General features: G+C 65.7%; 25 protein-coding genes. 13 read left to right on the forward strand and 12 right to left on the reverse strand.

Annotated features, from left to right (window positions below):
* Window positions 1–15: 15 nt before the first annotated feature.
* Window positions 16–774, reverse strand: coding sequence for an ABC transporter substrate-binding protein (locus I6F36_RS29770; protein ID WP_225147772.1), 759 nt, complete (start codon window positions 772–774; stop codon window positions 16–18).
* Window positions 775–952: 178 nt separating this feature from the next.
* Here I6F36_RS29770 and I6F36_RS29775 point away from each other — a divergent pair, with 178 nt between their 5' ends.
* Window positions 953–1,609 carry a helix-turn-helix domain-containing protein gene (locus I6F36_RS29775; RefSeq protein ID WP_192893337.1) on the forward strand — a complete coding sequence of 219 codons (657 nt, stop codon included), beginning with the start codon at window positions 953–955 and terminating at the stop codon, window positions 1,607–1,609.
* Window positions 1,610–1,742: 133 nt separating this feature from the next.
* On the opposite strand, the gene I6F36_RS29780 is transcribed toward I6F36_RS29775, so the two are convergent.
* Both I6F36_RS29780 and I6F36_RS29785 read right to left on the reverse strand, forming a co-directional pair.
* Entirely contained in the window at window positions 1,743–3,008 is a 1,266-nt protein-coding gene (locus I6F36_RS29780; RefSeq protein WP_225172713.1) for a D-amino acid dehydrogenase, read from the reverse strand.
* A 66-nt stretch (window positions 3,009–3,074) separates the two neighbouring features.
* A complete protein-coding gene (locus tag I6F36_RS29785; protein WP_225114002.1) occupies window positions 3,075–4,403 on the reverse strand; it encodes an aspartate aminotransferase family protein in 1,329 nt (442 codons plus the stop codon).
* Window positions 4,404–4,564: 161 nt separating this feature from the next.
* Between I6F36_RS29785 and I6F36_RS29790 the strand changes: the two genes are divergently transcribed.
* Window positions 4,565–5,113 carry a cupin domain-containing protein gene (locus I6F36_RS29790; RefSeq protein ID WP_018646206.1) on the forward strand — a complete coding sequence of 183 codons (549 nt, stop codon included), beginning with the start codon at window positions 4,565–4,567 and terminating at the stop codon, window positions 5,111–5,113.
* A gap of 178 nt (window positions 5,114–5,291) precedes the next feature.
* On the opposite strand, the gene I6F36_RS29795 is transcribed toward I6F36_RS29790, so the two are convergent.
* From I6F36_RS29795 to I6F36_RS29805, 3 genes are read right to left on the reverse strand one after another with little or no spacing between them, the layout of a single operon-like run.
* Window positions 5,292–7,547 (reverse strand): xanthine dehydrogenase family protein molybdopterin-binding subunit, encoded by a 2,256-nt coding sequence (locus tag I6F36_RS29795; protein ID WP_225172714.1) that lies wholly within the window; start codon window positions 7,545–7,547, stop codon window positions 5,292–5,294.
* Window positions 7,540–8,595 (reverse strand): xanthine dehydrogenase family protein subunit M, encoded by a 1,056-nt coding sequence (locus tag I6F36_RS29800; protein ID WP_225151667.1) that lies wholly within the window; start codon window positions 8,593–8,595, stop codon window positions 7,540–7,542. Before I6F36_RS29800 ends, I6F36_RS29795 begins: the two co-directional genes overlap by 8 nt.
* Window positions 8,592–9,089, reverse strand: a complete 498-nt coding sequence (locus I6F36_RS29805) for a (2Fe-2S)-binding protein (RefSeq protein WP_036011822.1) — start codon at window positions 9,087–9,089, stop codon at window positions 8,592–8,594. The genes I6F36_RS29800 and I6F36_RS29805 overlap by 4 nt, the downstream gene beginning before the upstream one ends.
* Window positions 9,090–9,342: 253 nt before the next feature.
* Between I6F36_RS29805 and I6F36_RS29810 the strand changes: the two genes are divergently transcribed.
* Together I6F36_RS29810 and I6F36_RS29815 are read left to right on the forward strand one after the other, a co-directional pair.
* Window positions 9,343–9,975, forward strand: coding sequence for a TetR/AcrR family transcriptional regulator (locus I6F36_RS29810; protein WP_225172715.1), 633 nt, complete (start codon window positions 9,343–9,345; stop codon window positions 9,973–9,975).
* Window positions 9,976–10,729: 754 nt separating this feature from the next.
* A complete protein-coding gene (locus I6F36_RS29815; RefSeq protein WP_036011828.1) occupies window positions 10,730–10,945 on the forward strand; it encodes a hypothetical protein in 216 nt (71 codons plus the stop codon).
* 194 nt (window positions 10,946–11,139) lie between these two features.
* On the opposite strand, the gene I6F36_RS29820 is transcribed toward I6F36_RS29815, so the two are convergent.
* Window positions 11,140–11,517, reverse strand: coding sequence for a PRC-barrel domain-containing protein (locus I6F36_RS29820; RefSeq protein WP_051057095.1), 378 nt, complete (start codon window positions 11,515–11,517; stop codon window positions 11,140–11,142).
* A 227-nt stretch (window positions 11,518–11,744) separates the two neighbouring features.
* Here I6F36_RS29820 and I6F36_RS29825 point away from each other — a divergent pair, with 227 nt between their 5' ends.
* Complete coding sequence (locus I6F36_RS29825; RefSeq protein ID WP_109145195.1) at window positions 11,745–12,152, forward strand: DUF4864 domain-containing protein; 408 nt, start codon at window positions 11,745–11,747, stop codon at window positions 12,150–12,152.
* Between the two features lie 53 nt (window positions 12,153–12,205).
* Here the strand turns inward: I6F36_RS29825 and I6F36_RS29830 are convergent, their stop codons facing one another.
* A complete protein-coding gene (locus I6F36_RS29830; RefSeq protein WP_225172716.1) occupies window positions 12,206–13,393 on the reverse strand; it encodes an MFS transporter in 1,188 nt (395 codons plus the stop codon).
* A 228-nt stretch (window positions 13,394–13,621) separates the two neighbouring features.
* Here I6F36_RS29830 and I6F36_RS29835 point away from each other — a divergent pair, with 228 nt between their 5' ends.
* The 8 genes from I6F36_RS29835 (at window position 13,622) to I6F36_RS29870 (ending at window position 20,982) form a co-directional block, all read left to right on the forward strand.
* Window positions 13,622–14,047 carry a hypothetical protein gene (locus I6F36_RS29835; RefSeq protein ID WP_225172717.1) on the forward strand — a complete coding sequence of 142 codons (426 nt, stop codon included), beginning with the start codon at window positions 13,622–13,624 and terminating at the stop codon, window positions 14,045–14,047.
* A gap of 76 nt (window positions 14,048–14,123) precedes the next feature.
* Complete coding sequence (locus I6F36_RS29840; RefSeq protein WP_225172718.1) at window positions 14,124–14,399, forward strand: hypothetical protein; 276 nt, start codon at window positions 14,124–14,126, stop codon at window positions 14,397–14,399.
* 9 nt (window positions 14,400–14,408) lie between these two features.
* Entirely contained in the window at window positions 14,409–15,836 is a 1,428-nt protein-coding gene (locus I6F36_RS29845; protein ID WP_225172719.1) for a TolC family protein, read from the forward strand.
* Window positions 15,837–15,850: 14 nt separating this feature from the next.
* A complete protein-coding gene (locus I6F36_RS29850) occupies window positions 15,851–17,185 on the forward strand; it encodes a multicopper oxidase family protein (protein ID WP_225172720.1) in 1,335 nt (444 codons plus the stop codon).
* A 32-nt stretch (window positions 17,186–17,217) separates the two neighbouring features.
* Window positions 17,218–17,673, forward strand: a complete 456-nt coding sequence (locus tag I6F36_RS29855; protein ID WP_036011860.1) for a cupredoxin domain-containing protein — start codon at window positions 17,218–17,220, stop codon at window positions 17,671–17,673.
* 17 nt (window positions 17,674–17,690) lie between these two features.
* Window positions 17,691–17,993: a copper-binding protein gene (locus tag I6F36_RS29860; RefSeq protein WP_057027389.1), complete on the forward strand. Its 303-nt coding sequence runs from the start codon at window positions 17,691–17,693 to the stop codon at window positions 17,991–17,993.
* Window positions 17,994–18,345: 352 nt separating this feature from the next.
* Window positions 18,346–20,487, forward strand: coding sequence for a flagellar biosynthesis protein FlhA (gene flhA / locus I6F36_RS29865; protein WP_225172721.1), 2,142 nt, complete (start codon window positions 18,346–18,348; stop codon window positions 20,485–20,487).
* A gap of 294 nt (window positions 20,488–20,781) precedes the next feature.
* Window positions 20,782–20,982, forward strand: coding sequence for a hypothetical protein (locus I6F36_RS29870; RefSeq protein ID WP_057027387.1), 201 nt, complete (start codon window positions 20,782–20,784; stop codon window positions 20,980–20,982).
* A gap of 275 nt (window positions 20,983–21,257) precedes the next feature.
* On the opposite strand, the gene I6F36_RS29875 is transcribed toward I6F36_RS29870, so the two are convergent.
* The 4 genes from I6F36_RS29875 to I6F36_RS29890 all read right to left on the reverse strand — a co-directional run bounded on the left by I6F36_RS29875 (window position 21,258) and on the right by I6F36_RS29890 (window position 25,350).
* Window positions 21,258–22,478, reverse strand: coding sequence for an NAD(P)/FAD-dependent oxidoreductase (locus I6F36_RS29875; protein ID WP_225172722.1), 1,221 nt, complete (start codon window positions 22,476–22,478; stop codon window positions 21,258–21,260).
* A 116-nt stretch (window positions 22,479–22,594) separates the two neighbouring features.
* Window positions 22,595–23,554: an AraC family transcriptional regulator gene (locus I6F36_RS29880; RefSeq protein ID WP_225172723.1), complete on the reverse strand. Its 960-nt coding sequence runs from the start codon at window positions 23,552–23,554 to the stop codon at window positions 22,595–22,597.
* 151 nt (window positions 23,555–23,705) lie between these two features.
* Window positions 23,706–24,767 (reverse strand): anti-sigma factor, encoded by a 1,062-nt coding sequence (locus I6F36_RS29885; protein ID WP_225147786.1) that lies wholly within the window; start codon window positions 24,765–24,767, stop codon window positions 23,706–23,708.
* Window positions 24,768–24,804: 37 nt separating this feature from the next.
* Window positions 24,805–25,350, reverse strand: a complete 546-nt coding sequence (locus I6F36_RS29890; RefSeq protein ID WP_036026817.1) for a sigma-70 family RNA polymerase sigma factor — start codon at window positions 25,348–25,350, stop codon at window positions 24,805–24,807.
* Window positions 25,351–25,384: the final 34 nt, after the last annotated feature.

Here is a 25,384-nt window from a genome sequence, read left to right on the forward strand (position 1 = left end):
ATCAGCTTCTATCGATCAACCTTGTGCTTTCAGGCCCCATTTATCGAGGATCTTGTCGATGGTGCCGTTGGCTTTCAGCTTCGCCAGCGAAGCGTTGATCTTGCCGAGCAGTGCGCTCTCGCCCTTGCGCACGCCGATGCCGACCGAGCCGACCGTGACCGGCTTGTAGCCGTCGACCAGGCGCACCTCGGGGAAGCCGCCCTGCTTCAGATTGTAGGCGAGGATCGGATAGTCGGCGTAGCCGGCCTTGAGGCGGCCGGTGTTCACGTCGCGCAGGATGTCCGGGATGGTGTCGTAAGCCTTCACTTCGGAGAACAGGCCGGTCTTCTTCAGCGCGTCGACGAAGGCGGTGCCGACTTGCGCCCCCACCGTCTGGCCCTTCAGATCCTCCTGCGTGGCGTAAGCCTTGGTGTCGGTCTTCGGCACCACGAGGCCCTCGCCGTAGCTGTAGATCGGGTCGGAGAAGTCGATGACCTCCTTGCGCGGCGGCGTGATGAACATCGCTGCCGCAATGATGTCGATCTTGCTCGAAGTCAGCGAGGGGATCAGCGCCGAGAACGCCATCGGCTCGATCTGCACGTTGAAGCCGGCATCCTTGCCGACCTCGGTGATGAGATCGACCATGATGCCCTGGATGGTGTTGGTCTTGGTGTCGAGGAAGGTGAAGGGAATGCCCGTCGGAGTCGAGCCGACCTTCAGAGCCTGTTGCGCCGCTGCCGGCACCGCTGTGGCAATGGCGAGCGCCGCAACTGCGGCCTGAACAAAACGCTTCATCGCATCCCCCTTTTGGGCCTGGCCGGCGGCGGCGCGCGCATGTCGCGATCAAACGTTGCGGGCCGGCCCGTTTCGGCCTATTTTCACCAATATGAAAATTTGGTCACACTTTTGCGGGTGATGCAAGCGGTTTTCATGCACATGAAGGAAGCGGTTTGACGTGAGCGGTGGCAAAAGAATGCGCAAACCGGCCGCCGCAAAGCCGGCCAGGAACAGGCCGGCCAAGGTGAAAGCCAAAGCCGCTGCCAAGCCGGCCGAGCCGGCGATGGACGTCGCGGTCGGCCGCCGCATCCGGGATCTCAGGCGAGTCAGGCAGTTCTCGCTGGAGACGGTCGCCGCGCGCACGGAGCTGTCGATCGGCTTCCTCAGCCAGATCGAGCGCGGGCTGTCGTCGCCGTCGCTGCGGGTGCTGGCGACGCTCGCCGACGTGCTCGGCGTCGGCATCGCCGCGCTGTTCGGCGCGAGCCCGAGCGCCGACGGCGCATCGGATCAGGTGGTGACGCGCGGAGTGCAGCGGCCCGAATTGAAGCTGTGGCGCACGGGCGTGTCCAAGCAATTGCTGAGCCCGGCGAGCAGCGACAACAAGCTCAATCTGTTCCTGGTGCATCTTGAGCCCGGCGGCTCCACCGGCGACGAGCTCTACACCCACGACGGCGAAGAGGCCGGGCTCGTGCTCGAAGGCGAGATGATGCTGACGGTGGACAGCCAGACGTGGTCGCTGAAGACGGGCGACAGTTTTCGTTTCGCGAGCCGACGGCCGCACCGGTTTTCCAATCCGGCGCGGGATGCGAAGGCCGTGGTGCTGTGGGTGAATTGCGTGACGGGGGCGGGGTAGCTCTGTTATCAAACCGCGAACACAACTCCATCCCCGTCATTGCGAGCGCAGCGAAGCAATCCATAGTCTCACCGCGGAGACAGCCTGGATTGCTTCGTCGCAAGGGCTCCTCGCAATGACGAGGGATAGAGCCTTAGCCAAACCGGTGCTTGTACCGCTCCACCGACAACGCACTGACGTCGATGTCCGGCTTCTTCCCCGACAGCATGTCAGCGAGCACGCGGCCCGAGCCGCACGACATGGTCCAGCCGAGCGTGCCGTGGCCGGTGTTGAGGTGGAGGTTGGCGTAGTGGGTCCGGCCGATCACGGGCGGGCCGTCCGGCGTCATCGGGCGCAGGCCGCTCCAGAACGTCGCCTTGGACAGATCGCCGCCGCGGGGGAACAGGTCGGTCAGCGAATGATCGAGCGTGGCGCGGCGTGCGTCGTAGAGCTTGTCCGAATAGCCGGAGATTTCGGCGGTGCCGCCGACGCGGATGCGATTGCCGAGGCGGGTGATCGCGACCTTGTAGCTCTCGTCCATCACGGTGGATTCCGGCGCGCCGGAGGCGTCCTTGATCGGCACCGTGATCGAATAGCCCTTCACCGGATAGACCGGCAGCGAAATACCGAGCGGCGCCAGGAGCCGCGACGACCAGCTGCCGAGCGCGAGCACGTAAGCGTCCGCCTGCAGCAGGCCGGCGCTGGTGGCGACACCGCTGACGCGCGCGCCATCGGTGACGATACGGTCGATCGAGGTGTTGAACAGGAAGCGCACGCCGAGCGCCCCGGCATGCTTGGCCAGCGCCTGCGTGAACATGTGGCAGTCGCCGGTCTCGTCCTGCGGCAGGCGCAGCCCGCCGACGAACTTCTCCTTCACACCGCCGAGCGCCGGCTCGACCGCGATGCAGCCCTCCCGGCTCAGCACCTCGAAGGGAACGCCGTATTGCTTGAGCACGGCGATGTCTTCGGCCGTGCCGTCGAGCTGGGCCTGGTAGCGAAACAGCTGCAGCGTGCCCTGCGAGCGCTCGTCATACTGGATGCCGATGTCGCGGCGCAGATCACGCAAGGCATCGCGGCTGTATTCCGCGATCGGAATCATCCGGCTCTTGTTGACCGCGTAGCGCGCGCTGGTGCAGTTGCGCAGCATCTTGAGCAGCCAGACCCACATGACCGGATCGAGCTTCGGCCGGATCACCAGCGGGCCGTGCTTCATCAACAGCCACTTGATCGCCTTGACCGGCACGCCGGGGCCGGCCCAGGGCGAGGAATAGCCGGGCGACACCTCGCCGGCATTGGCGAAGGAGGTCTCCAGTGCCGGCTCCGGCTGGCGGTCGACGACCGTCACCTCATGGCCGGCACGCGCGAGGTAGTAGGCAGAGGTGACACCGATGACACCGCTGCCGAGGATCAGAACTTTCACGCTTCGTCAAACTCCCGCGGCGCTCGCCGCTGCAAGGACACAACTCGCTAGCGGCGAGAGCAATTATCAGGCCACCTTCTTGATGGCGTCGCCGAGGATCGAGATCATCTGGTCGATGTGGCTCTTCTCGACGATGAGCGGGGGCGACATCGCGACGGAATCGCCACCGGTGCGCAGATAGAGGCCGTTGTTGAAGCATTCGACCAGCATGTCGTAGCCGCGCGCGCCGACCACGCCGTTCCGCGGTGCGAGCTCGACCGCGCCCATCAGGCCGCAATTGCGGATGTCGACGACGTTCGGCAGGCCTTTGAGCGAATGCAGCGCATCGCGCCAGTATTCGGCGAGCGAGGCGCCGCGCGTGAGCAGGCCTTCGTCCTTGTAGATGTCGAGCGTCGCGATGCCCGCGGCGCAGGCGACCGGATGCGCCGAATAGGTGTAGCCGTGGAACAGCTCGATCTGGTTCTCCGGGCCGGTCATCATGCCGTCGTGCACCTTGCGGCTCGCGAACACGGCGCCGCAGGGCACGGTGCCGTTGGTGATGCCCTTGGCCGTGGTCATCAGGTCCGGCGTGACGCCAAAGAAGTTGGCGGCGAACGGCGTGCCGAGGCGGCCGAAGCCGGTGATGACCTCGTCGAAGATCAGGAGGATGCCGTGCTTGTCGCAAATCTCGCGCAGGCGCTGCAGATATCCCTTCGGCGGCGGCAACACCGCGGTCGAGCCCGGCACCGGCTCGACGATGACGGCGGCGATCGTTTCCGCGCCGTGCAGGGCGACCAGACGCTCGAGATCGTCGGCGAGCTCGGCGCCGTGCTCGGGCAGGTCCTTGGCGAAGGCGTTGCGGGTGAGATCATGGGTGTGGCGGATGTGGTCGACGCCTGGCAGCAGGGTGGTGAAGGCGCGGCGGTTGGCGACCATGCCGCCGACCGAGGTGCCGCCGAAGCCGACGCCGTGATAGCCGCGCTCGCGACCGATCAGGCGGGTGCGGCTGGCCTGGCCGTTGGCGCGGTGATAGGCCAGCGCGATCTTCAGCGCGGTGTCGACCGACTCGGAGCCGGAATTGGTGAAGAAGACGCGGTCGAGGCCCTTTGGGGCGATCTCGGCGAGACGCTCGGCGAAGTCGAATGCCAGCGGATGGCCCATCTGGAACGACGGCGCGAAGTCCAGCGTCATCAGCTGGCGCTCGACGGCGGCGGCGATCTGCTTGCGGCCGTGGCCGGCATTGACGCACCAGAGCCCGGCGGAGCCGTCGATCACCTGGCGGCCATCGACGCTGGTGTAGTACATGCCCTCGGCCGAGGAGAACAGGCGCGGCGACTTCTTGAACTGCCGGTTGGCCGTAAAGGGCATCCAGTACGAATCGGTCTTGATGGTGTTCGGAATCTGATGAAGGGTCACGGCCGCGCTCCTGTGCTGACCCCATAGCTGAGCCATGGCTTGGATGGCGCAACAAGTCCTTTTCTGGCGACCTGCAAGCCATTGATTTGACTGGGGCTGCCGGTCCATATTTGCGCGATCCGCAACACCTGCAACACGGGACCCAGGGCAAGGACCAGAACATGAGCGTCGACATCGGTGGACGGCTGCGATTCATCCGGGCGCGCCACAAGCTGTCGCAGCGCGAGCTGGCCAAGCGCGCCGGCGTCACCAATTCGACGATCTCGCTGATCGAATCCAACCAGATGAACCCCTCGGTCGGCGCGCTCAAGCGCATCCTCGACGGCATCCCGATGGGGCTCGCCGAGTTCTTCGCGCTGGAGCCGGAGTCCAGGCGCAAGATCTTCTACCGCGCCGAGGAGCTCACCGAAGTCGGCAAGAAGCCGATCTCGTACCGGCAGGTCGGCGACAATCTGTTCGGCCGCAGCCTGCAGATCCTGAAGGAGCGCTACGAGCCCGGCAGCGACACCGGGCGCGTGCATCTCGTCCATGACGGCGAGGAAGGCGGCATCGTGATTTCGGGCAAGCTCGAGGTCACCGTCGAGGACGAGCGCCGCATCCTCAATCCCGGCGATGCCTATTATTTCGAGAGCCGCCGCCCGCATCGCTTCCGCTGCGTCGGCGGCAAACCGTGCGAGGTGATCTCGGCCTGCACGCCGCCGACGTTCTGACGGTCCCTCCGCAATCCTACGGAGCCGAGGATCTAGCGGATATTGAGCCACCGCAATTTCCGCGAACCGCAGCTTGATATGTTGGGAGCCGTAGCCGAGCAGCCTCGCGCAAAGGTGCTGAGGTTATGGCCCCGGACTCCTAGGCACTCCGGGGCCGCCTGTTTCGGAAGAGCTAGAGCTACGTCAGCAGTTCCTCGATCCGGATCGGAAAGTTGCGGACGCGCACGCCGGTGGCGTGCCAGACCGCGTTGGCGACCGCGCCGGCGCTGCCGGTGATGCCGATCTCGCCGACACCCTTGATGCCGAGCGCATTCACGTGCGGATCGTGCTCCTCGACCGTGATGACGTCGAGCGGCGGCACGTCGGCGTTCACGGGGATGTGGTACTCGCCGAGATTGGCATTCATGATCCGTCCGCTGCGCCGGTCTGTGATTGCCGCCTCGTGCAGCGCGAAGGACATGCCCCAGATCATGCCGCCGAACAGCTGGCTCTGCACCATGCGCGGATTGACGATGCGCCCGGCGGCGAAGGCGCCGATCATGCGGGTGAGGCGAACCTGGCCGAGCTCGGGATCGACCTTCACCTCGGCGAACACCGCGCCATGGGCATGCATCGCATATTGCTCCATCGCCGCAGGGTTCGGCGCGCCGGTGCCGCGCGCCTCCACTTCGGCAACGCCCGCGCGCGCCAGAATCCCGGCATAGCTCTCGCTGCGGCTCTCATCGTCGCGGCGGATCAGCCTGCCGTCGCGCGCGATCACGCCGGCATTGCCGGCGCCGAACAGCGGCGAGCGCTCGTCGCTTGTGGCGAGATCGGCGAGCTTTCCGATCACGGCGGCACCGGCGCTGTGGATCGCAGCGCCTGCGGTTGCCGTGTGCGCCGAGCCGCCGGCGATGCCGGCATCGGGCAGGTCGGACGTGCCGGACCTGAAGTCGAGGCGGTCGATGTCGAGACCGACGGAATCGGCCGCGATCTGCGCCAGCGCCGTCCAGGCGCCCTGCCCCATGTCATGCGCGCCGATCTCCATCACGCCGGAGCCGTCGCGGCGGATCGCCGCGCGCGCCTCGGCCTGGAACATCAGCGCCGGGAAGGTCGCCGTACCCATGCCCCAGCCGACCAGAAGGCCGGCATCGTCGCGCATCTGCCGCGGCTGCAGCGGACGCTTGGCCCAGCCGAAGCGCGAGGCGCCCTGCTCGTAGCAGGCGCGCAGCGCCTTGGAGGAGAACGGCCGCCCCGTCATCGGCTCGACCTCGGCGTAGTTCTTCAGGCGGAAAGCGAGCGGATCCATGCCGCAGGCCCAGGCCATCTCGTCGATCGCGCTCTCGAGCGCGATCGAGCCGGTCGCCTCGCCCGGCGCGCGCATGAACAGCGGCGTGCCGGTGTTGACGCGCACGGCATCGTGCGAGGTGCGGATCGCGGGCGCCGCGTAGAGCGTGTGCGAGGCATCGGCGGCGGGCTCGTAGAAATCGTCGAAGGTGCTCGACACGGTTCGCGCGTGATGATCGAGCGCAGTCAGGCGGCCCTCGCCATCGGCGCCGAGGCGCAGGCGTTGGCGCGTCGGCGCCCGGTGGCCGACCGGGCCATACATCTGCTCGCGGCGGAGCACCAGCTTGACTGGCCTGCCGACCAGCTTCGCCGCCATCACGCCGAGGATCTGCGGCCCGGTCAGGAAGCCCTTCGAGCCGAAGCCGCCGCCGAGGAACGGGCTGCGGATGTGAATCTTCTCCGGCGCGAGGCCAAACAGCTCGGCGACGCGGCCGCGAGCCATCACCATGGCCTGGCTCGGCGTGTCCAAGAAGAGCTTGTCACCCTCCCAGCGCGCCACGATCGCGTGCGGCTCCATGGCATTGTGATATTGCGGCGGCGTCTCGTAGATCGCGTCGATCTGCTTGTCGGCCGCGGCGAGGCCCGCCTCGACATCGCCGCGATGGCTTTCCGTGGGATTACCGACGCCGACGACCGGCGGCACGAAGCTCTCGCCGGCATCGAGGCCGACCAGCGCAGGCTGCACCTCGTAACGTGGGGCCAGCAGCGCGGCGCCTTCCGTCGCGGCCTCCAGCGTTTCAGCGATCACGACCGCAATCGCCTGATTGGCGTAGCGGACCTCATTGCTCTGCAACACCTCCATCCGGAATACGAACGGATTGGTCTTGAGGTCGGGGTCGATCGCGAGCGCTGGCTTGTGATCGGGCGTCATGACGTCGACGACGCCGGGATGGCGTTTTGCGGCAGCGACATCGAGCGAGACCACACGGCCCCGCGCAATGCTCGAGACGGCCATCACGGCAAACAGCATGCCGGGCGGATGATTGTCCGCGGCATAGCTTGCCTGCCCCGTCACCTTGAGGATGCCGTCACGGCGGGTCAGCGGCTGGCCGATATTCGAGCCGTGCCTGAGATGGGCGGGCGCACTGGTCAAATTGAGCTCAGACATGGAGGGCTCCGGACGTCGAGGCAAAGGGAGAAGCCGGCAGCGCGGGGATACGCGCGGGCGTGCCGGCGGCGGCCAAGGTCAGCGCGCGCACGACGATGCGGCGCGCGAGCTCGATCTTGAAGGCGTTGTCGCCGGACGGTTTTGCGCCCTCGAGCGCACGCCGGGCCGCCTCCTGGAACGCGTCCGCCGCCGGCGCAACGCCCTTGAGGACGTCTTCCGCTGCGCGAGCGCGCCAGGGTTTTGCGGCGACGCCGCCGAGCGCGAGCCGTGCTTCCGCGATCCTGCCGTTCTCGATCCGCAGCGCGGCCGCAGCCGAGACGACGGCAAAGGCATAGGAGGTGCGCTCGCGGACCTTGAGGTAACGCGCATGCGCGGCAAAGCCGCGCGCGGCGGCCGGCAGGCGTACCGCGACGATGAGATCGCCAGGCTCGAGCACCGACTCGCGCTCGGGCGCATCGCCCGGCAGGCGGTGCAGCTCGTCCAGCGCGATTTCGCGCCGGCCGTCTCTGCCCTCGATCTCGACGATGGCATCGAGCGCGACCAGCGGCACGCAGAAGTCGGAGGGGTGCGTGGCGATGCAGCTCTCGCTCCAGCCGAGCACGGCATGGCTGCGGTTCTCACCGTCGCGCGCGTCGCAGCCGGAGCTAGGTGCGCGCTTGTTGCAGCGGCTGGCGGTGTCGTAGAAATACGCGCAGCGCGTCCGTTGCAACAAATTGCCGCCGACGGTGGCGGCATTGCGCAATTGAGCCGACGCTCCGGAGAGCAGCGCTTCGGCCACGGCGGGATAGGACCGCGCGAAGTCCACATCATGGGCGAGATCGGCATTGCGCACCAGCGCGCCGATGCGCAATGACCCGTCCGAGAGGGTCTCGATCTGATCGAGCCCATCGAGATGCGTGACGTCGACCAGCCGGTCCGGACGGCTGACGCCGCCCTTCATCAGGTCGAGCAGGTTGGTGCCGGCTGCAAGAAACACCGCGCCCGGCTGGGCCGCGGCAGCAACGGCTTCAGTGACCGTGGCCGGCCTGACATAGTCGAACGGTTTCATGCGGAGCGCCTCTGATTGGTCTCGTCCATCTGTCCTTGCGCGTCCAGCACGGCATCGACGATGCCGACGTAAGCGCCGCAGCGGCACAGATTGCCGCTCATGCATTCGCGGACGCGCTCGGGATCGTTGCCGGCCTGGCCTTCTCTGATCATGCCGATCGCGCTCATGATCTGGCCCGGCGTGCAGAAGCCGCATTGAAAGCCGTCATGTGCGATGAAGGCGGCCTGCACGGGATGGAGCTGGTCGCCGCGCGCGAGGCCTTCGATGGTGAGGATGTCGGCCCCGTCATGACTGATGGCGAGCGCGAGGCAGGAATTGATGCGCTTGCCGTCGACCAGGATGGTGCAGGCGCCGCATTGGCCGCGGTCGCACCCCTTCTTGGTTCCGGTCAGATGAAGGCGCTCACGCAGGAGATCGAGCAGCGTGACGCGCGGATCGTCGAGGACGAAATCGCGCCGCGCACCGTTCACGGTGAGGCTGATGGAGTGGTTCATACAAGGCTCCGATCAGATTTGGACATGAGTCATCGCGCAGCGCGCCACCGCCGTGGCCGCTGTCGAATAGCGCCGTCCGAACACGATGCGTCCGACGCTTGATCGGAAGATACGGAGGCAGCCTCCGCTTAACAAGCGGCGGCGCGGAAAAATCTGGAATTCGTCAAAAGCGCGTGCGTCACCAACGCGATGCAGCCCTGCGCGGGTCCGGCGAGGGTTCAATCTAACCAATTCGTGATCTACATTGCGCGCCATGGACGACCACACCGACCAGACCCGCAAACCCCGCGCCGATGCCGTGCGCAATCGCGAGCGCGTGCTCGAAGCGGCAAAGCTGGTGTTCAGCGCGGGCGGTTCGGAGGCGAGCCTGGAAGCGGTGGCCAAGCGCGCCGGGGTCGGCATCGGCACGCTGTATCGGCATTTCCCGACGCGCGAGGCCTTGTTCGAGGCGGTGTACCGCCGCGAGGTCGAGCAGCTCAGCGAGCTGGCCGAGCAATTGAAGAATGCCAAGGATCCGGTCGAGGCGCTGCGGCGCTGGCTGCGATCAGGGGTCGAGTTTGTTGCGACCAAGAAGGGGATGATGGCAGCGCTCGCGCTCGCGGTGCAGAGCGGGTCGGAGCTGCATGCTTTCTCCTTCGAGCGTCTGACCAAGGCGATCGGCTCGCTGCTGGACCGCGCCATCGCAGCCGGCGAGATGCGCGCCGACATCAGCCCGGAGGATCTGCTGCGCGCCTTCTTCGGCATGTGCTACGTGCACGACCAGCCCGGCTGGCAAGCGACGGCGCTGCGCCTGCTCGACGTGTTCGTCGACGGCTTGCGCGTGCCGCCGCCCAGCAAGGCCCGCTCGTCGATGACGACAAAGCCTGCGACGAAGCGAAAGGGCTAGGCTGGAGCTTGCCAATGGGAGCCGCTGACCCCGAGCGGACTTCGCTAAACATGGAACTGTTGTCACCTAATCCGATTTAAAGGATCATTTGATACATCGCTTCGACTTGCGACATGGCAGGTTCAGGCATGGCGCCAGTTCTCAATTTGCCCCGGCTCACCAATTCGCTCAGACAGGATCGTCTGGCGCTTCAACGTGCCCGCGAGGTCGTGGCGGAGGCGACCGAGGTGCTTCAACGCTGTCCAAAGCCGGATACGTTTCTAGGCCGTAAGACTCAAGAGCCGTTTCCGAATGAGGACGAAACAAAGTTGACCAGGGTGGCGCAGCGTTCAAGCCGCGAGCCGTTTCCAAGAACGTAAAGGCTTCATTAACACGCCTGAATGCACTTCCGGGCCGTGGCAGGCATATCGGCCTCATCGGAAAACCGGATTAGACAATGCTGGCCAGACCAGATGCTAGAGCGAGCCGATGGATGCGAAAAGCTTGCTGACCTAACGCGCGACAACGTGGTGGTCCATAGCCTGCGCGAAGCCGCCCGGCAATGGCGAGCCATGGCCGTGCAGCAGGACTTGCTGGAGCGCGAACCGACCTGTCGCAGATCCGTAACCGCTCTGATTAGAGCAACTTCAAAGGATTGCTGCGCCGAGTTTGCTGAGATAACTTGCCTGTCATCACCGGCCAAGGCCGTGCCGTAGGCGTCGGTGGCTGAGAGACCAATCGTGCTCCCGCCTGCATCTATGCATGGGAGCGACAAATGGATCGCGCCATGGCGCTTCGCCATCTGGCGGAAGCCGAAGAGCACATTTCACTGGCTGACCGACACCTTTCCGAGCAGGAGGTTCGAATTGCGGACCTTGAGCTTTCGGGGCACGACACGAGCTTGGCTCGCGCTATCGGCGAAACATTTCGGCTGACACTGGCGCGGCACCTCGCGCACCGCGATCACATTTTGAGAGAGCTGATACCGTAGCTCTCGGCCCGTGCTTTCGAACATCCCTTCGATCAAAACGCCAACTATGGCGCAGTATGATCTCGCCATCGGCACTAAACAGGGTAGCGCCATTTCAACGCGACGCAGGAATCAGCTTCTGGCCGATCGGCGACTTGCACGACCTCTGATGTTTGTGCCGCCGTCAGTTCAGCTGTCCTGACGCGCCGCTGGCGTTATAGGCCGCCTCGCCCTTCCCAGTAGGTTGGCGTTCCATAATACCGGTGAGTTCGCGTTTCCCAGTCTCGATCTTCCCAGGAGTCATCGCTGAACTCAGGCGCATCCCTCAGCTGTTGCTCGGTGATATTGGTTCGAAAGCCGGCAAGCGACGTGTCATATGTCAGAGCGCCCCAGGGAATGGGGTAGTGGCTGTGACCCAAGCCCACAAATCCACCAAAGCTCATGACCGCATAAGCCACGCGGCCTGACACCTTGTCGATGATGAGGTGATCAATCTCGCCGATATTCGTCCCATCTGCTCCATAGACCTCGGTACCCTCAATGTCCTCGCTTGAGATGCAGTGATGATCCGGATGGGCTGTTGCACGGGCCATGACTTTGCTCCCTGATAAGGTGGTTTTGCCGGCTTAACTCGGCCATCGCGGAGCCGTTCCTGTCAAACTAAGGAGAACATGTCGCAGCTGCCTGCTCTTTGTGTCGCTGTCCCGGATGAGTGGGCATCTGGAGCATCCAAGCCCAGCGCGTGATTTCTGAGTGCACGCCCTGGCGCCGCAGATGTGCTAGCATCGCCTCCGCCGGGATACTCAACGCGGAGCCTGCCATGCGCATCGCAGCCTTGCTGGTCGCTCTCATTGTTGCCTGTCATCACGTTTCGGCGTTTGCCGGCGATGTCGCGGCGGCCCAGAGCGTCATCCGCGCCCAGGAGCAGGCCTTCGTTCGCGACGATGCGACGGCCGCTTATTCCTATGCTGCACCGGCGATCAAGGAGATCTTTCCCGCACCCGACATCTTCATGTCCATGGTGCAGAACGGCTACGCGCCGGTCTATCGTCACAAGAGTTTCGAATTTGGCGAGAGCAAGAGCGATGGCGGCTGGATCGCCCAGCGCGTCCATATCATCGATGCCAATGGCGAGGCCTGGGAGGCGCTCTACACACTCGAGCAGCAGGGCGACGGCAGCTACAAGATCACCGGCTGCTCGCTGCTGAAGGCGGGACAGGCCGTTTAAAGCATGATCCGGAAAGGGTGCAGCGGTTTTCCGAAAAGATCATGCTCGCACTTTTAAGTGGCAAAGCCCGGGCCGGTCTTGACCGAGCCCGTCCGCGCGCGGATCAAGAGCAGCACGACGATGCCGATGTTCAGCGCATTCCAGGCGACGCCGTTGGCGAACGCTGCGGCATAGGAGCCGGTGGCATCGAATATGACGCCGGACACCCAGCCGCCGAAGGACATGCCGAACACGGACGCAAAGATCACGATGCCGACGCGGGTCGCGGCCTCGCTCGCCGGCATCGCCTCGCGCACGATGATGGCATAGCTCGGCACGATGCCGCCCTGGAACAGGCCGAACATCGCGGAGATCAGATAGAGCGAGGTCAGGCTGTCGAAGAACAGATAGAACACCAGCGCAAAGCCCTGCGCCAGCGATCCCACCAGCAGCGTGTAGATGCCGCCGATCTTGTCGGCGAGGTAGCCCGAGCCGATCCGGCTGACGATGCCGCAGCCCATCATCAAGGACAGCATCTCGGCGCCGCGCGCGACGCCATAACCGAGATCGCCGCAATAGGCGACGATGTGCACCTGCGGCATCGCCATCGCCACGCAGCAGGAGATGCTGGCAATCGAGAGCAGCACGGTCAGCGTGTTCGTCGACAGCCTGAGATCGACCCGGGGCGGCGGTGCGTTGGCATGATCGTGAACCGTATCGCGGCCCATCTGTGCGCGCAGGATCAGCACTAGCACCGTCATCAGGCCGGCGCAGACGATGCCGATGCCGATATGGGTATAGCGCCAGCCGATCTCCTGCGTGCCCCAGCTCACGATCGGCGGCCACATCGCGCCGGCGACATAATTGCCGCTGGCGACGATGGTCACCGCCAGTCCGCGATAGCGTTCGAACCAATGCGAGGCTTCGGCCATCAGCGGCGCAAAGGTCGCGGAGGTGCCGAGCCCGATGAAGAAATAAGCCGCCACAAACTGCCAGAGCTGGCCCGACAGCCCGGCGAGCACATTGGCAATGCCGAGGAAGGCGATGCTGATCGCCATCGCCGGCACGATGCCGAACCGGTCGGTGATCTTGCCGGCGATCACACCGCCAAGCCCGAAGCCGAACATCATCATGGTGAAGGCCAGCGACACCGCGCCGCGCGTGGCAGCGAATTCGGCCTGCACGATCGGAATCACGACCACCACCGCCCACATGCCGACGGCGCCGATCGAGCCGATCAGAAGCGCAATGACGAGCCGCATCCAGGCCTGACGAGAATCAGGGCTGAACGAATGAGGCGTCTGTCCTGTATGATTGGGCGCGAGCACGGCCGGAACATGGCCCGCGGATTGCCACAGGGTCAAGCAGCGAGCCGCGATATTGGGCATGCGCGGTGCACTGCGGTAAGAAGGCGCTTGGCGAACGCGCGTTTTGACACTAGTTTGCAATCAGCGTGTGCGACACTGCCGCGCGAGGAGCCCGTTGGCGGGATGTTGCTGCGTTTGACACGATCGATGCGGATCAGGGTGGGGCGGATCATCGCCCTCGCCTATCTGTTCTGCGTGCTCGCGCCAGCCGCAAGCCTGGCCTTTGGCAGTGCTGCGCCCTGCCTTGGCGAGGCTTCGGCCGACGTCGTTCCGGCGCATCACCATATGGCTGCGGGCCATGGCGATGTTCCGCACGAGCATGCAGGAATCCCTTCGCAGACCGCCGCGAAGGACGCACCTGCTTCGAATCATCATGACGGCAAGGGAACAGTGGGCCCCTGCTGTGCGATGATGTGCGTCAGCGCGCTGCCGGCCGATCTGCCCAGCGTCGCCATGCCGGTCCGGCCGATATCGACCTGTGCGCCCGAGATCGTGCCCAGCCTGCACAGCGCCGCGCCGCCCCAGCACTACCGTCCCCCCATCGCCTGATCTGACACGACGGCGTCGGTTTCGATGCGCGCTTCTGCGCGCGCGAACCTGTGGTCTCCAGATCAGGAATTAAGACATGGTTGCGCTTTCCGGGGCGAAATCTGCCGCATCTGCGGTGGGTGATCGACACTCACGTTTCATTTGGCTGCTGCTGGCCTTGGGTGCCCTGTCCGGCTGCATGCCGGCAACAACGCACATGGCCAGCGCGGATCCCGCCGATCCCGCGGCGAAGGTGGCCCCCGTCGGCTATCGCTCGACCATCGCGCCCTATACCAGCCTGCGGCCTGCGACGCCGGCACCATGGCGTGGCCGCAACGAGGCGGTGACGCCGCAGCCGAAGCAAGAGCGGTAGGAGCGCGCCATGACACCCCACCTTGCGCGAGGCCTGCTCGTCATCGCCGCGCTCAGCATGTCCGGCTGCGCCGCGTTCTCGCCCGACGGCGGCATGACCGACGTCTCGGATCTGACGAGCCGGACCATCAACAAGGACGTCGCCTTCGTGCGCTCGGCCGAGGGCGCCGCCGCGGTCGACGCCCGTGTCCGCCAGCTGCTCTCGCGCACGCTCAGCGTCGACGCCGCCGTGCAGATCGCGCTGCTCAACAACAAGGGACTGCAGGCCGCCTACAACGAGCTGGCGCTGGCGGAGACCGAGCTGGTCGAGCAGAGCCTGCCGGCCAATCCGGTGTTCGCGGTCTCGCGCATCACCGGCAATGGCGCCAGCGAGATCGAGCGCCAGGTGGTCGGCGACATCCTCGCGCTCGCCACCCTGCCGTTCCGGTCCGAGATCGCCCGCGAACGCTTCCGCGGAGCGCAGCTGCGCGCCGCGCTGGCGACGCTGCGGCTCGCCTCGGACGTGCGCCGCGCCTATGTCCGCACTGTCGCCGCCAATGAGATGGTGGGGCTGCTGACCGACGCGAAGGCCACGGCGGAATCGACCGCACAGCTCGCGCTCAAGCTCGGCGAGACCGGCTCGCTCAACAAGCTCGACCAGGCCCGCGAGCAGGTGTTCTATGCCGAGACCACCGCCGACCTCGCCAGCGCGCGACAGGCAGCGGGAAGCGCGCGCGAAAGGCTGGCGCGCCTCATGGGGCTGTGGGACGACGGTCTCGACTTCCGCCTGCCCAATCAACTGCCGCCGCTGCCGCGCCGGCCGCTGGCCCTCCCCACGATCGAGGCCGATGCGGTCGCGCATCGCCTCGACCTGCAGGTCGCGCGGCTTGAGCTGGCCGCGCTGGCGAAGGCGCTGAACCTCACCGAGGCGACGCGCTTTGTGACGCTGCTCGATATCGCCGGCATCTCCCGCCGCACCCAGGATCCGGAGGGGCCGCCGTTCCGCGAGCGCGGCTTCGACCTGCAGTTCCAGATTCCGATCTTCGACGGCGGCGAGGTGCGCGTGCGCCAGGCCGCCGAGACCTACAACCTCGCGTTCAATCGCCTGACCGAGCGGGCCGTCAATGTGCGCTCCGAGGCGCGCGACGCCTATCGCGTCTACCGCTCCACTTACGACATCGCCGGCCACTACCAGCGCGAGATCATCCCGTTGCGAAAGATCATCACCGAGGAGATGCAGCTGCGCTTCTCCAGCATGCAGGTCGACATCTTCGCGCTGCTCACCGAAGCGCGGCAGCGCCTCGCGGCGCTGCGCGGCGCGATCGACGCCAGGCAGAGATTCTTCCTCGCCCAGGCCGATCTGCAGACCGCAGTCAACGGCGGCGGTCTGCCCGCCGCCGTAGGCGACAATCCAACCAATGTCGCCTCGGCAGTTCCTGCCGAAGGCGGCGGCCACTAAAGACGGAGGTCAAGATGTTTTCCCGCCGAGGATTTTTAGGCACCGCCGCGCTTGTTGGCGCATCGGCCATTCAAGGCCGCGTCCAGGCCGCGTCTATCCCGGAAGCGCCCACCATGGACAAGGTGGTGATGCAGCCGCCGCTGCATCCGAGCAGCGGCCCGGATTATCGACCCGTGGTCACGCTGAACGGCTGGTCGCTGCCGTTCCGCATGAACGGCGACTGGAAGGAGTTCCATCTCGTCGCCGAGCCGGTGGTGCGGGAATTCGCCGAGGGCATGAAGGTGAATTTGTGGGGCTACAACGGGCAATCGCCGGGCCCGACCATCGAGGCCGTCGAGGGCGACAAGGTCCGCATCTTCGTCACCAACAGACTGCCCGAATACACCACGGTCCACTGGCACGGCATGATCATCCCGAGCGGCATGGACGGCGTCGGCGGATTGACCCAGCCGCACATCCAGCCGGGCAAGACCTTCGTCTACGAGTTCGAGATGAAGAAGAGCGGAACCTTCATGTACCACCCGCATTCCGACGAGATGGTGCAGATGGCGATGGGCATGATGGGCATGTTCATCGTGCACCCGCGTGACCCGAGTTTCCGCGCCGTCGACCGCGACTTCGTGTTCGTGATGAGCACTTATCGCGTCGACCCCGGCACCTACCTGCCGCACGTCAATGAGATGACGGACTTCAACATGTGGACCTGGAACGCGCGGGTCTTTCCCGGAATCGATCCGCTGCCGGTCAGGCTCGGCGACAAGGTGCGCGTGCGCATCGGCAATCTCAGCATGACCAACCATCCGATCCATTTGCATGGCCACAGCTTTGCGGTGACCTGCACCGATGGCGGCTGGATTCAAGAGAGCGCGCAGATCCCGGAGACGACCACCGACGTCCCGGTCGGCGCCATCAGGGTGTTCGACGTGCTCGCCGACAATCCCGGCGACTGGGCGTTCCATTGCCACAAGTCGCACCACACCATGAATTCGATGGGACACGACGTGCGCAACCTGATCGGCGTGTCGCGCAAGGACCTCGCCAAGGCCGTCGGCAAGCTCGCGCCCGACGGCATGGCCATGGGCTCGACCGGCATGGCGATGGGCAACATGGAGATGCCTGCTCCCGACAACACGCTGCCGATGATGACCGGCACCGGCCAGTTCGGGCCGATCGAGATGGGCGGCATGTTCACCGTGATGAAGATCCGCGAGGACCTCGCGCGCGACGATTACCGCGATCCCGGTCCGTACAAATTCCCGAAAGGCACTGTCGCCTACGAAGTCGCCGCACCCACCCCGGAGCCAGCGCGGCAGAAATCCGGCAGTCCGCCGATGAAGCACAAGATGTGAGCGTTTCGATGAACCACCAACCGGAGACCACGATGAAGACCACGATCAGGCTCGCCCTCGCGCTGGCTGCGCTTTCCACCGCGCCAGCCTTTGCGCACGACAAGCACGGGCACGGAAACTATTCAGCCGGCGAGCCCGGCGATCCCAAGAAGCCCGCGCGCACCATCGAGATCCTGATGAACGAGATGGACTACACGCCCGCGAAAATCGAGGTGAAGCGCGGCGAGCAGATCCGATTCGTGCTGCGCAATGTCGGCAAGGAGGACCACGAATTCCTGCTGGCCACGACCAAGGAGAACCTCGCGCATGCGGATCAGATGAAGAAGCATCCGCACATGGAGCACGACGAGCCCAATGCGGCGCGGCTTGCCCCAAAAAAGACGACCGAGATCCTCTGGAAGTTCAGCAAGCGCGGCACCTTCGAATATTCGTGCCTCATTCCCGACCATCGCGAGTACGGCATGGTCGGCCAGGTCACCGTGAAGTAACGCGAAAGGAGATCCACATGAACCGCATCATCCGTATCGCTTCGGCGCTGGCGCTGACCGTCGGCCTTGCGACTGCAACCCTCGCCGCCGAAGGCGCGGCGATCAGCGGCGAGGTGAAGAAGATCGACGAAGGCGCCGGCAAGATCACGCTCAAGCACGGACCGGCGAAGAGCCTCGGCATGGAGGACCCCATGACCATGGTCTATCGGGTCAAGGATCCCGCCATGCTCAAGCAGGTGAAGGTCGGCGACAAGATCACCTTCGAGGCCGAGGAAGCGGCGTCGGGCTACACGGTGACCAAGATGCAGAAGGCGAAGTAGGGCAGCCTCGCCTGCCCGTCATTCCGGGGCGCGCCTCTTGGCGCGAGCCCGGAATCCATTTCACCACCATACCTGCGGCCCGATGGATTCCGGGCTCGATGCTCCGCATCGCCCCGGAATGACAACCCGCCCCCGAAACACCAGGTCTGAGCTCCTCCCACCCCCTCCGTTAACGCTTTGCTAACCATACACCGGGCAAAAATTGCCGGGTGAAGTCGAGTGTCGTCAGCCGCGTAGAACGGGAGCTCCCGTGGACGCCAGTGCGGTGCCTCACTTTCGGAACGGCGGCCCGTCGGCCGCCGCGCAGACGTTTGGGGCGCGCGGACGGCAGGCGCGCGGGGAGGCAGCTACCATGGTCGACGTCACCGCGGGACAGGGCGTAGGCGGCGCGAAGCCCGGCATCCCCTCCCTCAACGAGATCGTCACCGTGCTCAAGCGCGGCGACATCGCGCTGGCGCTCGGCGTTCTCATCATCCTCGTGGTGCTGATCCTGCCGCTGCCGGCGATCGTGCTGGACCTGTTCCTCGCGATCTCGATCACGCTCTCGATCCTGATCCTGATGACCTCGCTGTTCATCCAGGCGCCGCTGGAATTCTCCGCCTTCCCGACCGTCCTGCTGATCTCGACCATGCTGCGCCTGTCGCTCAACATGGCCTCGACCCGCCTGATCCTGACGCACGGCCACGAGGGCACGGCTGCCGCCGGTCACGTCATCGAAGCCTTCGGCAACTTCGTGATGGGCGGCAATTTCGTCATCGGCATCATCGTCTTCGCCATCCTGATCATCGTCAATTTCGTCGTCATCACCAAGGGTTCGGGCCGCATCGCCGAAGTCGCCGCGCGCTTCCATCTCGACGCCATGCCCGGCAAGCAGATGGCGATTGACGCCGACCTTTCCGCCGGCCTGATCGACGAGAAGGTCGCCAAGGAGCGGCGCAAGGAGCTGGAGGACGAGAGCGGCTTCTTCGGCGCCATGGACGGTGCCTCGAAGTTCGTCCGGGGCGACGCCATCGCCGGCCTCTTGATCGTCTTCATCAACGTCGTCGGCGGCATGATCATCGGCGTCGCGCAGCAGGGCATGTCCTTCGCCGACGCCGGCCGTACCTACACGCTGCTGACCGTCGGTGACGGCCTCGTCACCCAGGTGCCGGCGCTGATCGTCTCGACCGCGGCCGGCCTGCTCGTCTCCAAGGCCGGCGTCTCCGGCGCGGCCGACAAGGCGCTGATGAAGCAGTTCTCAGGCTATCCGCAGGCGCTGGCGATGTCCTCGGCGGTGATGCTGGTGCTGGCGGCGCTGCCGGGCATTCCGACCCTTCCGTTCCTCGCGCTCGGCGCCGGCGCCGGCGCGCTGGCCTGGAACGCCCGCAACCGCAATCGGGTGGCGGCCAAGGCCGAAGCAGCCGTTCATGCGGCGCCCGCGCCGGGAACGCCGGGTGCGCCAGGCGCTGCCGCGACCGACGAGCCGATCTCGGCCGCGCTCAAGATCGACGACCTCAAGATCGAGCTCGGCTACGCCCTGCTGCCGCTGGTCAACGGCCCCGACGGCACCGACCGCCTCACCGAGCAGATCAAGGCGCTGCGCCGCTCGCTCGCGATCGAGATGGGCTTCGTGATGCCGGCGGTGCGCATCCTCGACAACGTCCAGCTCGAGGCCAACACCTACATCATCAAGATCAAGGAGGTCGACGCCGGCACCGGCAAGATCTGGCCGAACCAGTTCATGGTCATGGATCCCGGCGGCAGCCAGGTGCAGGTGCCCGGCATCCACACCACCGAGCCGACCTTCGGCCTGCCCGCAACCTGGGTCGATGCCAGCCTCAAGGAAGAGGCCTCGCTCAAGGGCTACACGGTCGTCGACGCCGCGACCGTGCTCTCGACCCATCTCACCGAGCTGCTCAAGGCCAACATGTCGGACCTGTTGTCCTACGGCGAGGTGCAGAAGCTGCTCAAGGAGCTGCCGAAGGAGCAGAGCGAGCTGGTCAAGGACATCGTCCCGGGCCAGGTCACGGTCTCCGGCATCCAGCGCGTGCTGCAGCTGCTGCTCGCCGAGCGCATCTCGATCCGCGACCTCTCCACCATCCTCGAAGGCATCGCGGATTCGCTCGCCTTCTCGCGCAACCCCGCGACCATGGTCGAGCACGTCCGCGCCCGCCTAGCGCGGCAGATCTGCGCGCAGAACACCTCTTACGCCGGCTATCTGCCGCTGATCGCGCTGTCGGCGAAATGGGAGCAGGCTTTTGCCGAATCCATCATCGGCCAGGGCGAGGAGCGGAGCCTTGCCATGCAGCCCTCGAAACTTTCGGAATTCATGACCGCCGTGCGCGAGGCTTTCGAGCGCGCCGCCCGCGAGGGCGAGGCGCCGGTGCTGGTCACCTCCGCTTCCATTCGGCCCTTCGTGCGCTCGCTGGTGGAACGGTTCCGGGCCCAGACCACCGTGCTGTCGCAGGCGGAAATCCACCCCAGGGCGAGGCTGAAAACCGTCGGAAGCATCTGATTTGCCTTAAGAAGCCGTGTGTTTTTCAGCCACAGGCAAATGGTTTTTGAGTTCCTGGCGCCTTGTCGACCAAGGCCTCAAAAAGCCGGCGATAGGCTCATTACGGCTTTGAAATAATTATATAAAAGAACGATCAAGGGTCGCCTTTGATCGCGATCTATCACGTCCTATCACGCCCTTGTGATGGCCCCTTGGGAACGAATCCCCCCGATACTAGGTTGATGGGCACCGGAAGCATGAACCTGCCTCAAACGGCTGGCGACTACTTCGGGTAGATGGCGGCAGGAGGCTTCCATGAACCACTCGATCTACAGCGCAGATCGCGCGACCCATTTGAAAATCGTGGTCGTCGCCCTCGTCGCAGGGGTTGCGGTGGCTGGCCTCGGCATCACGGCACGTTCGGGTTCGGATGAAGGCCTGACCCAGACCGCCCACGTCATCAAGGCCGGGAAGCCGGTCGTTGTCACCAGTTCGAACGCGTCCCTCGTTCGCTAAGGAGATCTGACGAGTTTTGTGAATTCACGCGGCTCTTTACCAGCCCCCCAAAGTCGCCACGTGGATATGTAGACGACCCCAACCCCAAGTCGACTACAGAAAGCGCCCGCCCCCCACGGGCGCTTTCCCATTTCTGGTACCTCGTCATTGCGAGCGCACGCGCGTCCAATTCGTCATTGCGAGCGCAGCGAAGCAATCCAGACTGCCTCCGCGGAAAGACTCTGGATTGCTTCGCTGCGCTCGCAATGACGGAGCAAGCGGCACGCCGTCGCCAACTATCGCGCTCCGTAAGTCGGCGGCGGCGCCTGCACGGTCGGGGCGGCGGCAGCGAACAGCTCGTCCTTGCGTCCCGAGAGCGGCGGATAGATGCGCTTGCGGTTGATGGTCTGTTTGGTCGCCTTCGCGGCCGCGCCGGTGGCACGGACCTCGCGATTCCATCCTTCGGTATAGAGCGCGCCCCAGCCGCCGAGGTCGAGCACGGTCACGTACCAGTCGATCCGCAGCGGCAGCATGGGCAGGCCGACGAGATCGGCGACCACGTTGTGGCCGGCGAAGCGGCCCATGGGACGGGCGAACTGGCAGGACATCACGGTCGGATGCAGCCCGTCGATCACGCTCGACGCAACATCGCCGGCCGCGAACACGCCGCCGACATCGGCCACACGCATGAAGGGATCGACGAGCAGGCGCCCGAGCGAATCGCGCCCGCCCGGAAAGCTCGCCGCCAAAGGGCTTGCCCGCATGCCCGCGCACCAGATCACCGTCCGTGCCGGAATGAATTCGCCCGAGCTCAGGCGCATGCCCGCGGCCTCGATCGCGGCGACACGCACGCCGAGCCGCGTCTCGATGTCGAGCGAAGCCAGGGCCGTCTCGATCACCGGGCGCGCGTTCGCGCCGATGCTGGCGCCGACGCTCGGATTGGGATCGACCAGGATGATGCGGCGGCTGCCGGTGATCCCTGCGCGCGCCAACCGGTCCGGCATCTCAGCTGCGACTTCGATGCCGGTGAAGCCGGCGCCGACCACGACCACCGTTGAATGGCCCGGAGACGGCGCGCTGCGTCCGAGCGAAACCAGATGATCTTCAAGGCGGAGCGCCGCGGCATAGGTGTCGACGTCGAAGGCGTGTGCGGCCAGGCCGGGAATGTCGGGACGCATCACCGCGCTGCCGAGCGCCAGCACCAGGCGGTCGTAGTGCAGCGTCTCCGCGCCGGCGCTGGTGACGAGCGAGATTTCGCGCCGGGCCGGATCGGCGGCCTCGACCTCGCCAAGGCCGTGGCTGACGCCGATCGGATCGAGCAGTTGCGGAAGCGGAAGCGCGACCTCGGCGAGATCGGCCTCGTAATTGCGCACGCGGATATTGTGATAGGGATTGCGGTCGACGAGACGGATCTCGACGTCGCGATCGCTCGCACCGATCTCCTCGCGCTTGCGCGCGGCGCCAATGGCCGCCCACAACCCCGCAAACCCGGCGCCGAGCACGACGATACGCGCCATCTCCGCCTACTGCACTTTCCCGAGGAAACCTGCGGCCTGCCCGCGGAGACAGACTAGCGCAACAACAGGCGCCGACCAAATGCGGCGGCGTCCGCGCCGCTGCACAAAATCGCGATTTATGCCTCGCGCAGCTCCGACGGCGTCGCGCCAAAGCGCTTGCGGAAGGCGCGGTTGAAGTACGACAGATCGGAGAAGCCGGAGGAATGCGCGATGTCGCTGATCTTGCGCATCCTGGCGCGGGGATCGCCGAGCAGCTTGCGCGCGTGGAGCAGGCGCTGCTCCAGCACGAATTCGGTGAAGGTCGTGCCGGCCTGCTCGAACAGGCGCTGGGCCTGGCGCGGGCTCAAGCCCGAGCGCGTCGCAACTTCGGCGAGGCAGAGATCGTTGCGGCCGAGTGCGGCCATCACGTCGGCGCGCATGAGATCGAGGCGCGCCGCCGCCTGCCCGCGACCGCGGGCGCGGCTTGCGTGCTCGGCATCGGTGCCGAGCAGGAGACCGACGAGATCGACCATGTGCTGCGCGGTCAGGCGCTGGCCGACCGCATCGAGATGCGGCGCGTGATTGGCGGCGATCGCGTGGTAGCGGAAGATGGTCTCGGCGACCGCGCCGTCGACTAGCACCTGCGAGAGCTTGTCCTCGGCGCGCGGATTAATGTCGAGCAGCGCACGGCGCGGCATGCGAATGCTGGTGAAGCGGTCGGCCTCGGTGTGGCCGACGGTCCCGGTCACGCTCATGTCGACGAGCACCATCTGGGCGGGCGCGAGCTCGACGGTGTGGCCGTTCTGCCCGACGCGGACGAGCCCTGCGTGGGCCGCGATCAGGACGAGATCGTCGCTGCCGTCGGCAAGTTGGCTCTGCGTGCGGGAATATTGCGCCGAGGCGCCTTCCGGAATGGCGAGCGTGATGTTGTCGACGACGCTGATCTGCAGCCGGCAATCGATGCTGTCGCCATGGCTCGGCCCGATATCGAGGCCGCAGCGACCGACGGCCCGCTCGCGCCAATGCTCGAAGGCCGGACCGTGCGGCAGGCCTGCATATTGGTGAAGGAAGATGCCCGGCGTTCTCGCTGCATCCATCTGATTTTCTCGCCCTTTCCGGCATCAATCGCGTTCAAATTCCGGGAATTTGACGCCGTGGACCGAGGCGAGGTTCAAATCGAGGGCGGATTCGGGAGCACTTGTCGGGCTGCGACAGCGGGATGGACCGTGGCGACAGTCGCCGTGGCACCTATTTTTGCGCGGGCGCCTGCGGTTGGGCCGGCGGCACGGTCTCGATCAGCTTGCCGGAAAACACCGGGGCGGAGGTCGGCTGGCCGTTCGGCGAGCCGCCCGCCTGCTCGATGGTGACGGCGAAGGTCGCGCTATTGACGACCTCGGCATCGTAGGAGGCGAGCAGTGGACGCGCGGTGAAATCGCCGGCGCCGATCACGCCGAGCGAGCGCGGGCGCGGCAGCTTGTCCGAGATCAGCCAGAGCTCGAAGCTCTTGCCGGGCTCCGGCGTCGCGCCGACCTTCCGCACCGTGAAATTCCGCGTCGCGCCATCGATGGTGAGGATGAAGGCGGGACCGCCGCCCTGGCCCTGCAGCAGCGCGACATATTGCGCGGAGGCGGCGAGCGGCGCGGCCGGCGTCTTCACCTCGACCGTCTGGATGCGCGGCGGGGGACGCAAAGCGCCCGGCAGCGCGTCGGGCAGCAAGATCTGCAGCGACAGCGTTACGAGCAGCGCGGCCGCGAGCGCGCCAATGGCGGAAGCGATGGTGCGCCAGCGCTTCACCCGTCTCTCGAGACGAATCACATTGCTGTCGTCGACCACCGGCGCCTGCGGCGTACGGACGACGTTGGCATCCGGCGCATGGACTTGCGGGATGAATTGCGGCGCGATCTCCGGAACAGCATCAAACTCGGGACGCGGCGCCTCAGGCGCCGCGGCTTCGGGCTGCTGCACCTCAGCCGACTGCGAGCTCTCGGGCGGAGATTCCGCAGCTGCCAGCGAGGGCGTCTCGGGCACAGGCGGCTGTGGTGGCGGCGAAGCTTCGGCAGGCGCAGGCGGCTCCTGCGCGGCGGTCGTGCGCGCGATCTCCGCCCTGATGTTCTCCCACACGATCGGACGCGGCTCGACCGAGCCGACCATCTGGTTGAGCACGCCGAGCCGATAGGCCCAGGCCTGCACGATCTCGGCGAACGCCGGGTCCACCGCCATCATGGTGTCGACCTGCGCGCGCTCGTCGGCGCCGAGCGTCCCGAGCGCATATTCCGCGGCGAGCGCGATATGGTCCTCCGTGTAGGCCATCAATTGCAGTCCAGAACCACCCTCATCATCCAAGCGATCACAGTCCGAGGCACTCCCGGATATCCAGCATGCTGCGCCGCAGCCACGTCTTCACCGTGTTGACCGGCGCTGAAAACTTCTCCGCCAATTGCTCGCGGCTCCAGCCGTTGTAATAGGCGAGCAGCACGAGCCTCTGACGGTCCGGCTCGAGCCGGCCGATGCATTCCAGGAGCCGCTTCAGCTCCTCGGTCATCTCGCGGCGGGCCAGCGGATCGGGACTTTCGGCCGCGACTTCCATCGCCTGAGGCTCTTCCTCGATGGAGGCTTCCGACTTCTTGCGGACGATGTCGATGGCGCGGTTGCGGGCGATCGAGGCCATCCACGTGATCGGCGAGGACAGGGCCGGATTGAACTGGCCCGCGCTGTTCCAGATCTTGACGTAAGTCTCCTGAATGACCTCCTCCGCGAGATCCTGCCTGCGCAAGATACGGAGCACGACGCCATAGAGTTTCGCGCGCGTGGCGGCGTAGAGGCGCTCGAACGCGGCCTGATCGCCCTTCGCCACCGCCTCAATCAACCCGACCAGCTCCGCTGGCGTCAGCATTCAGCCCCCCAACACGCGGCCGTCGCGTTCCGCG

Source organism: Bradyrhizobium sp. BRP19, assembly GCF_020194195.1.
GTDB lineage: Bacteria > Pseudomonadota > Alphaproteobacteria > Rhizobiales > Xanthobacteraceae > Bradyrhizobium > Bradyrhizobium yuanmingense.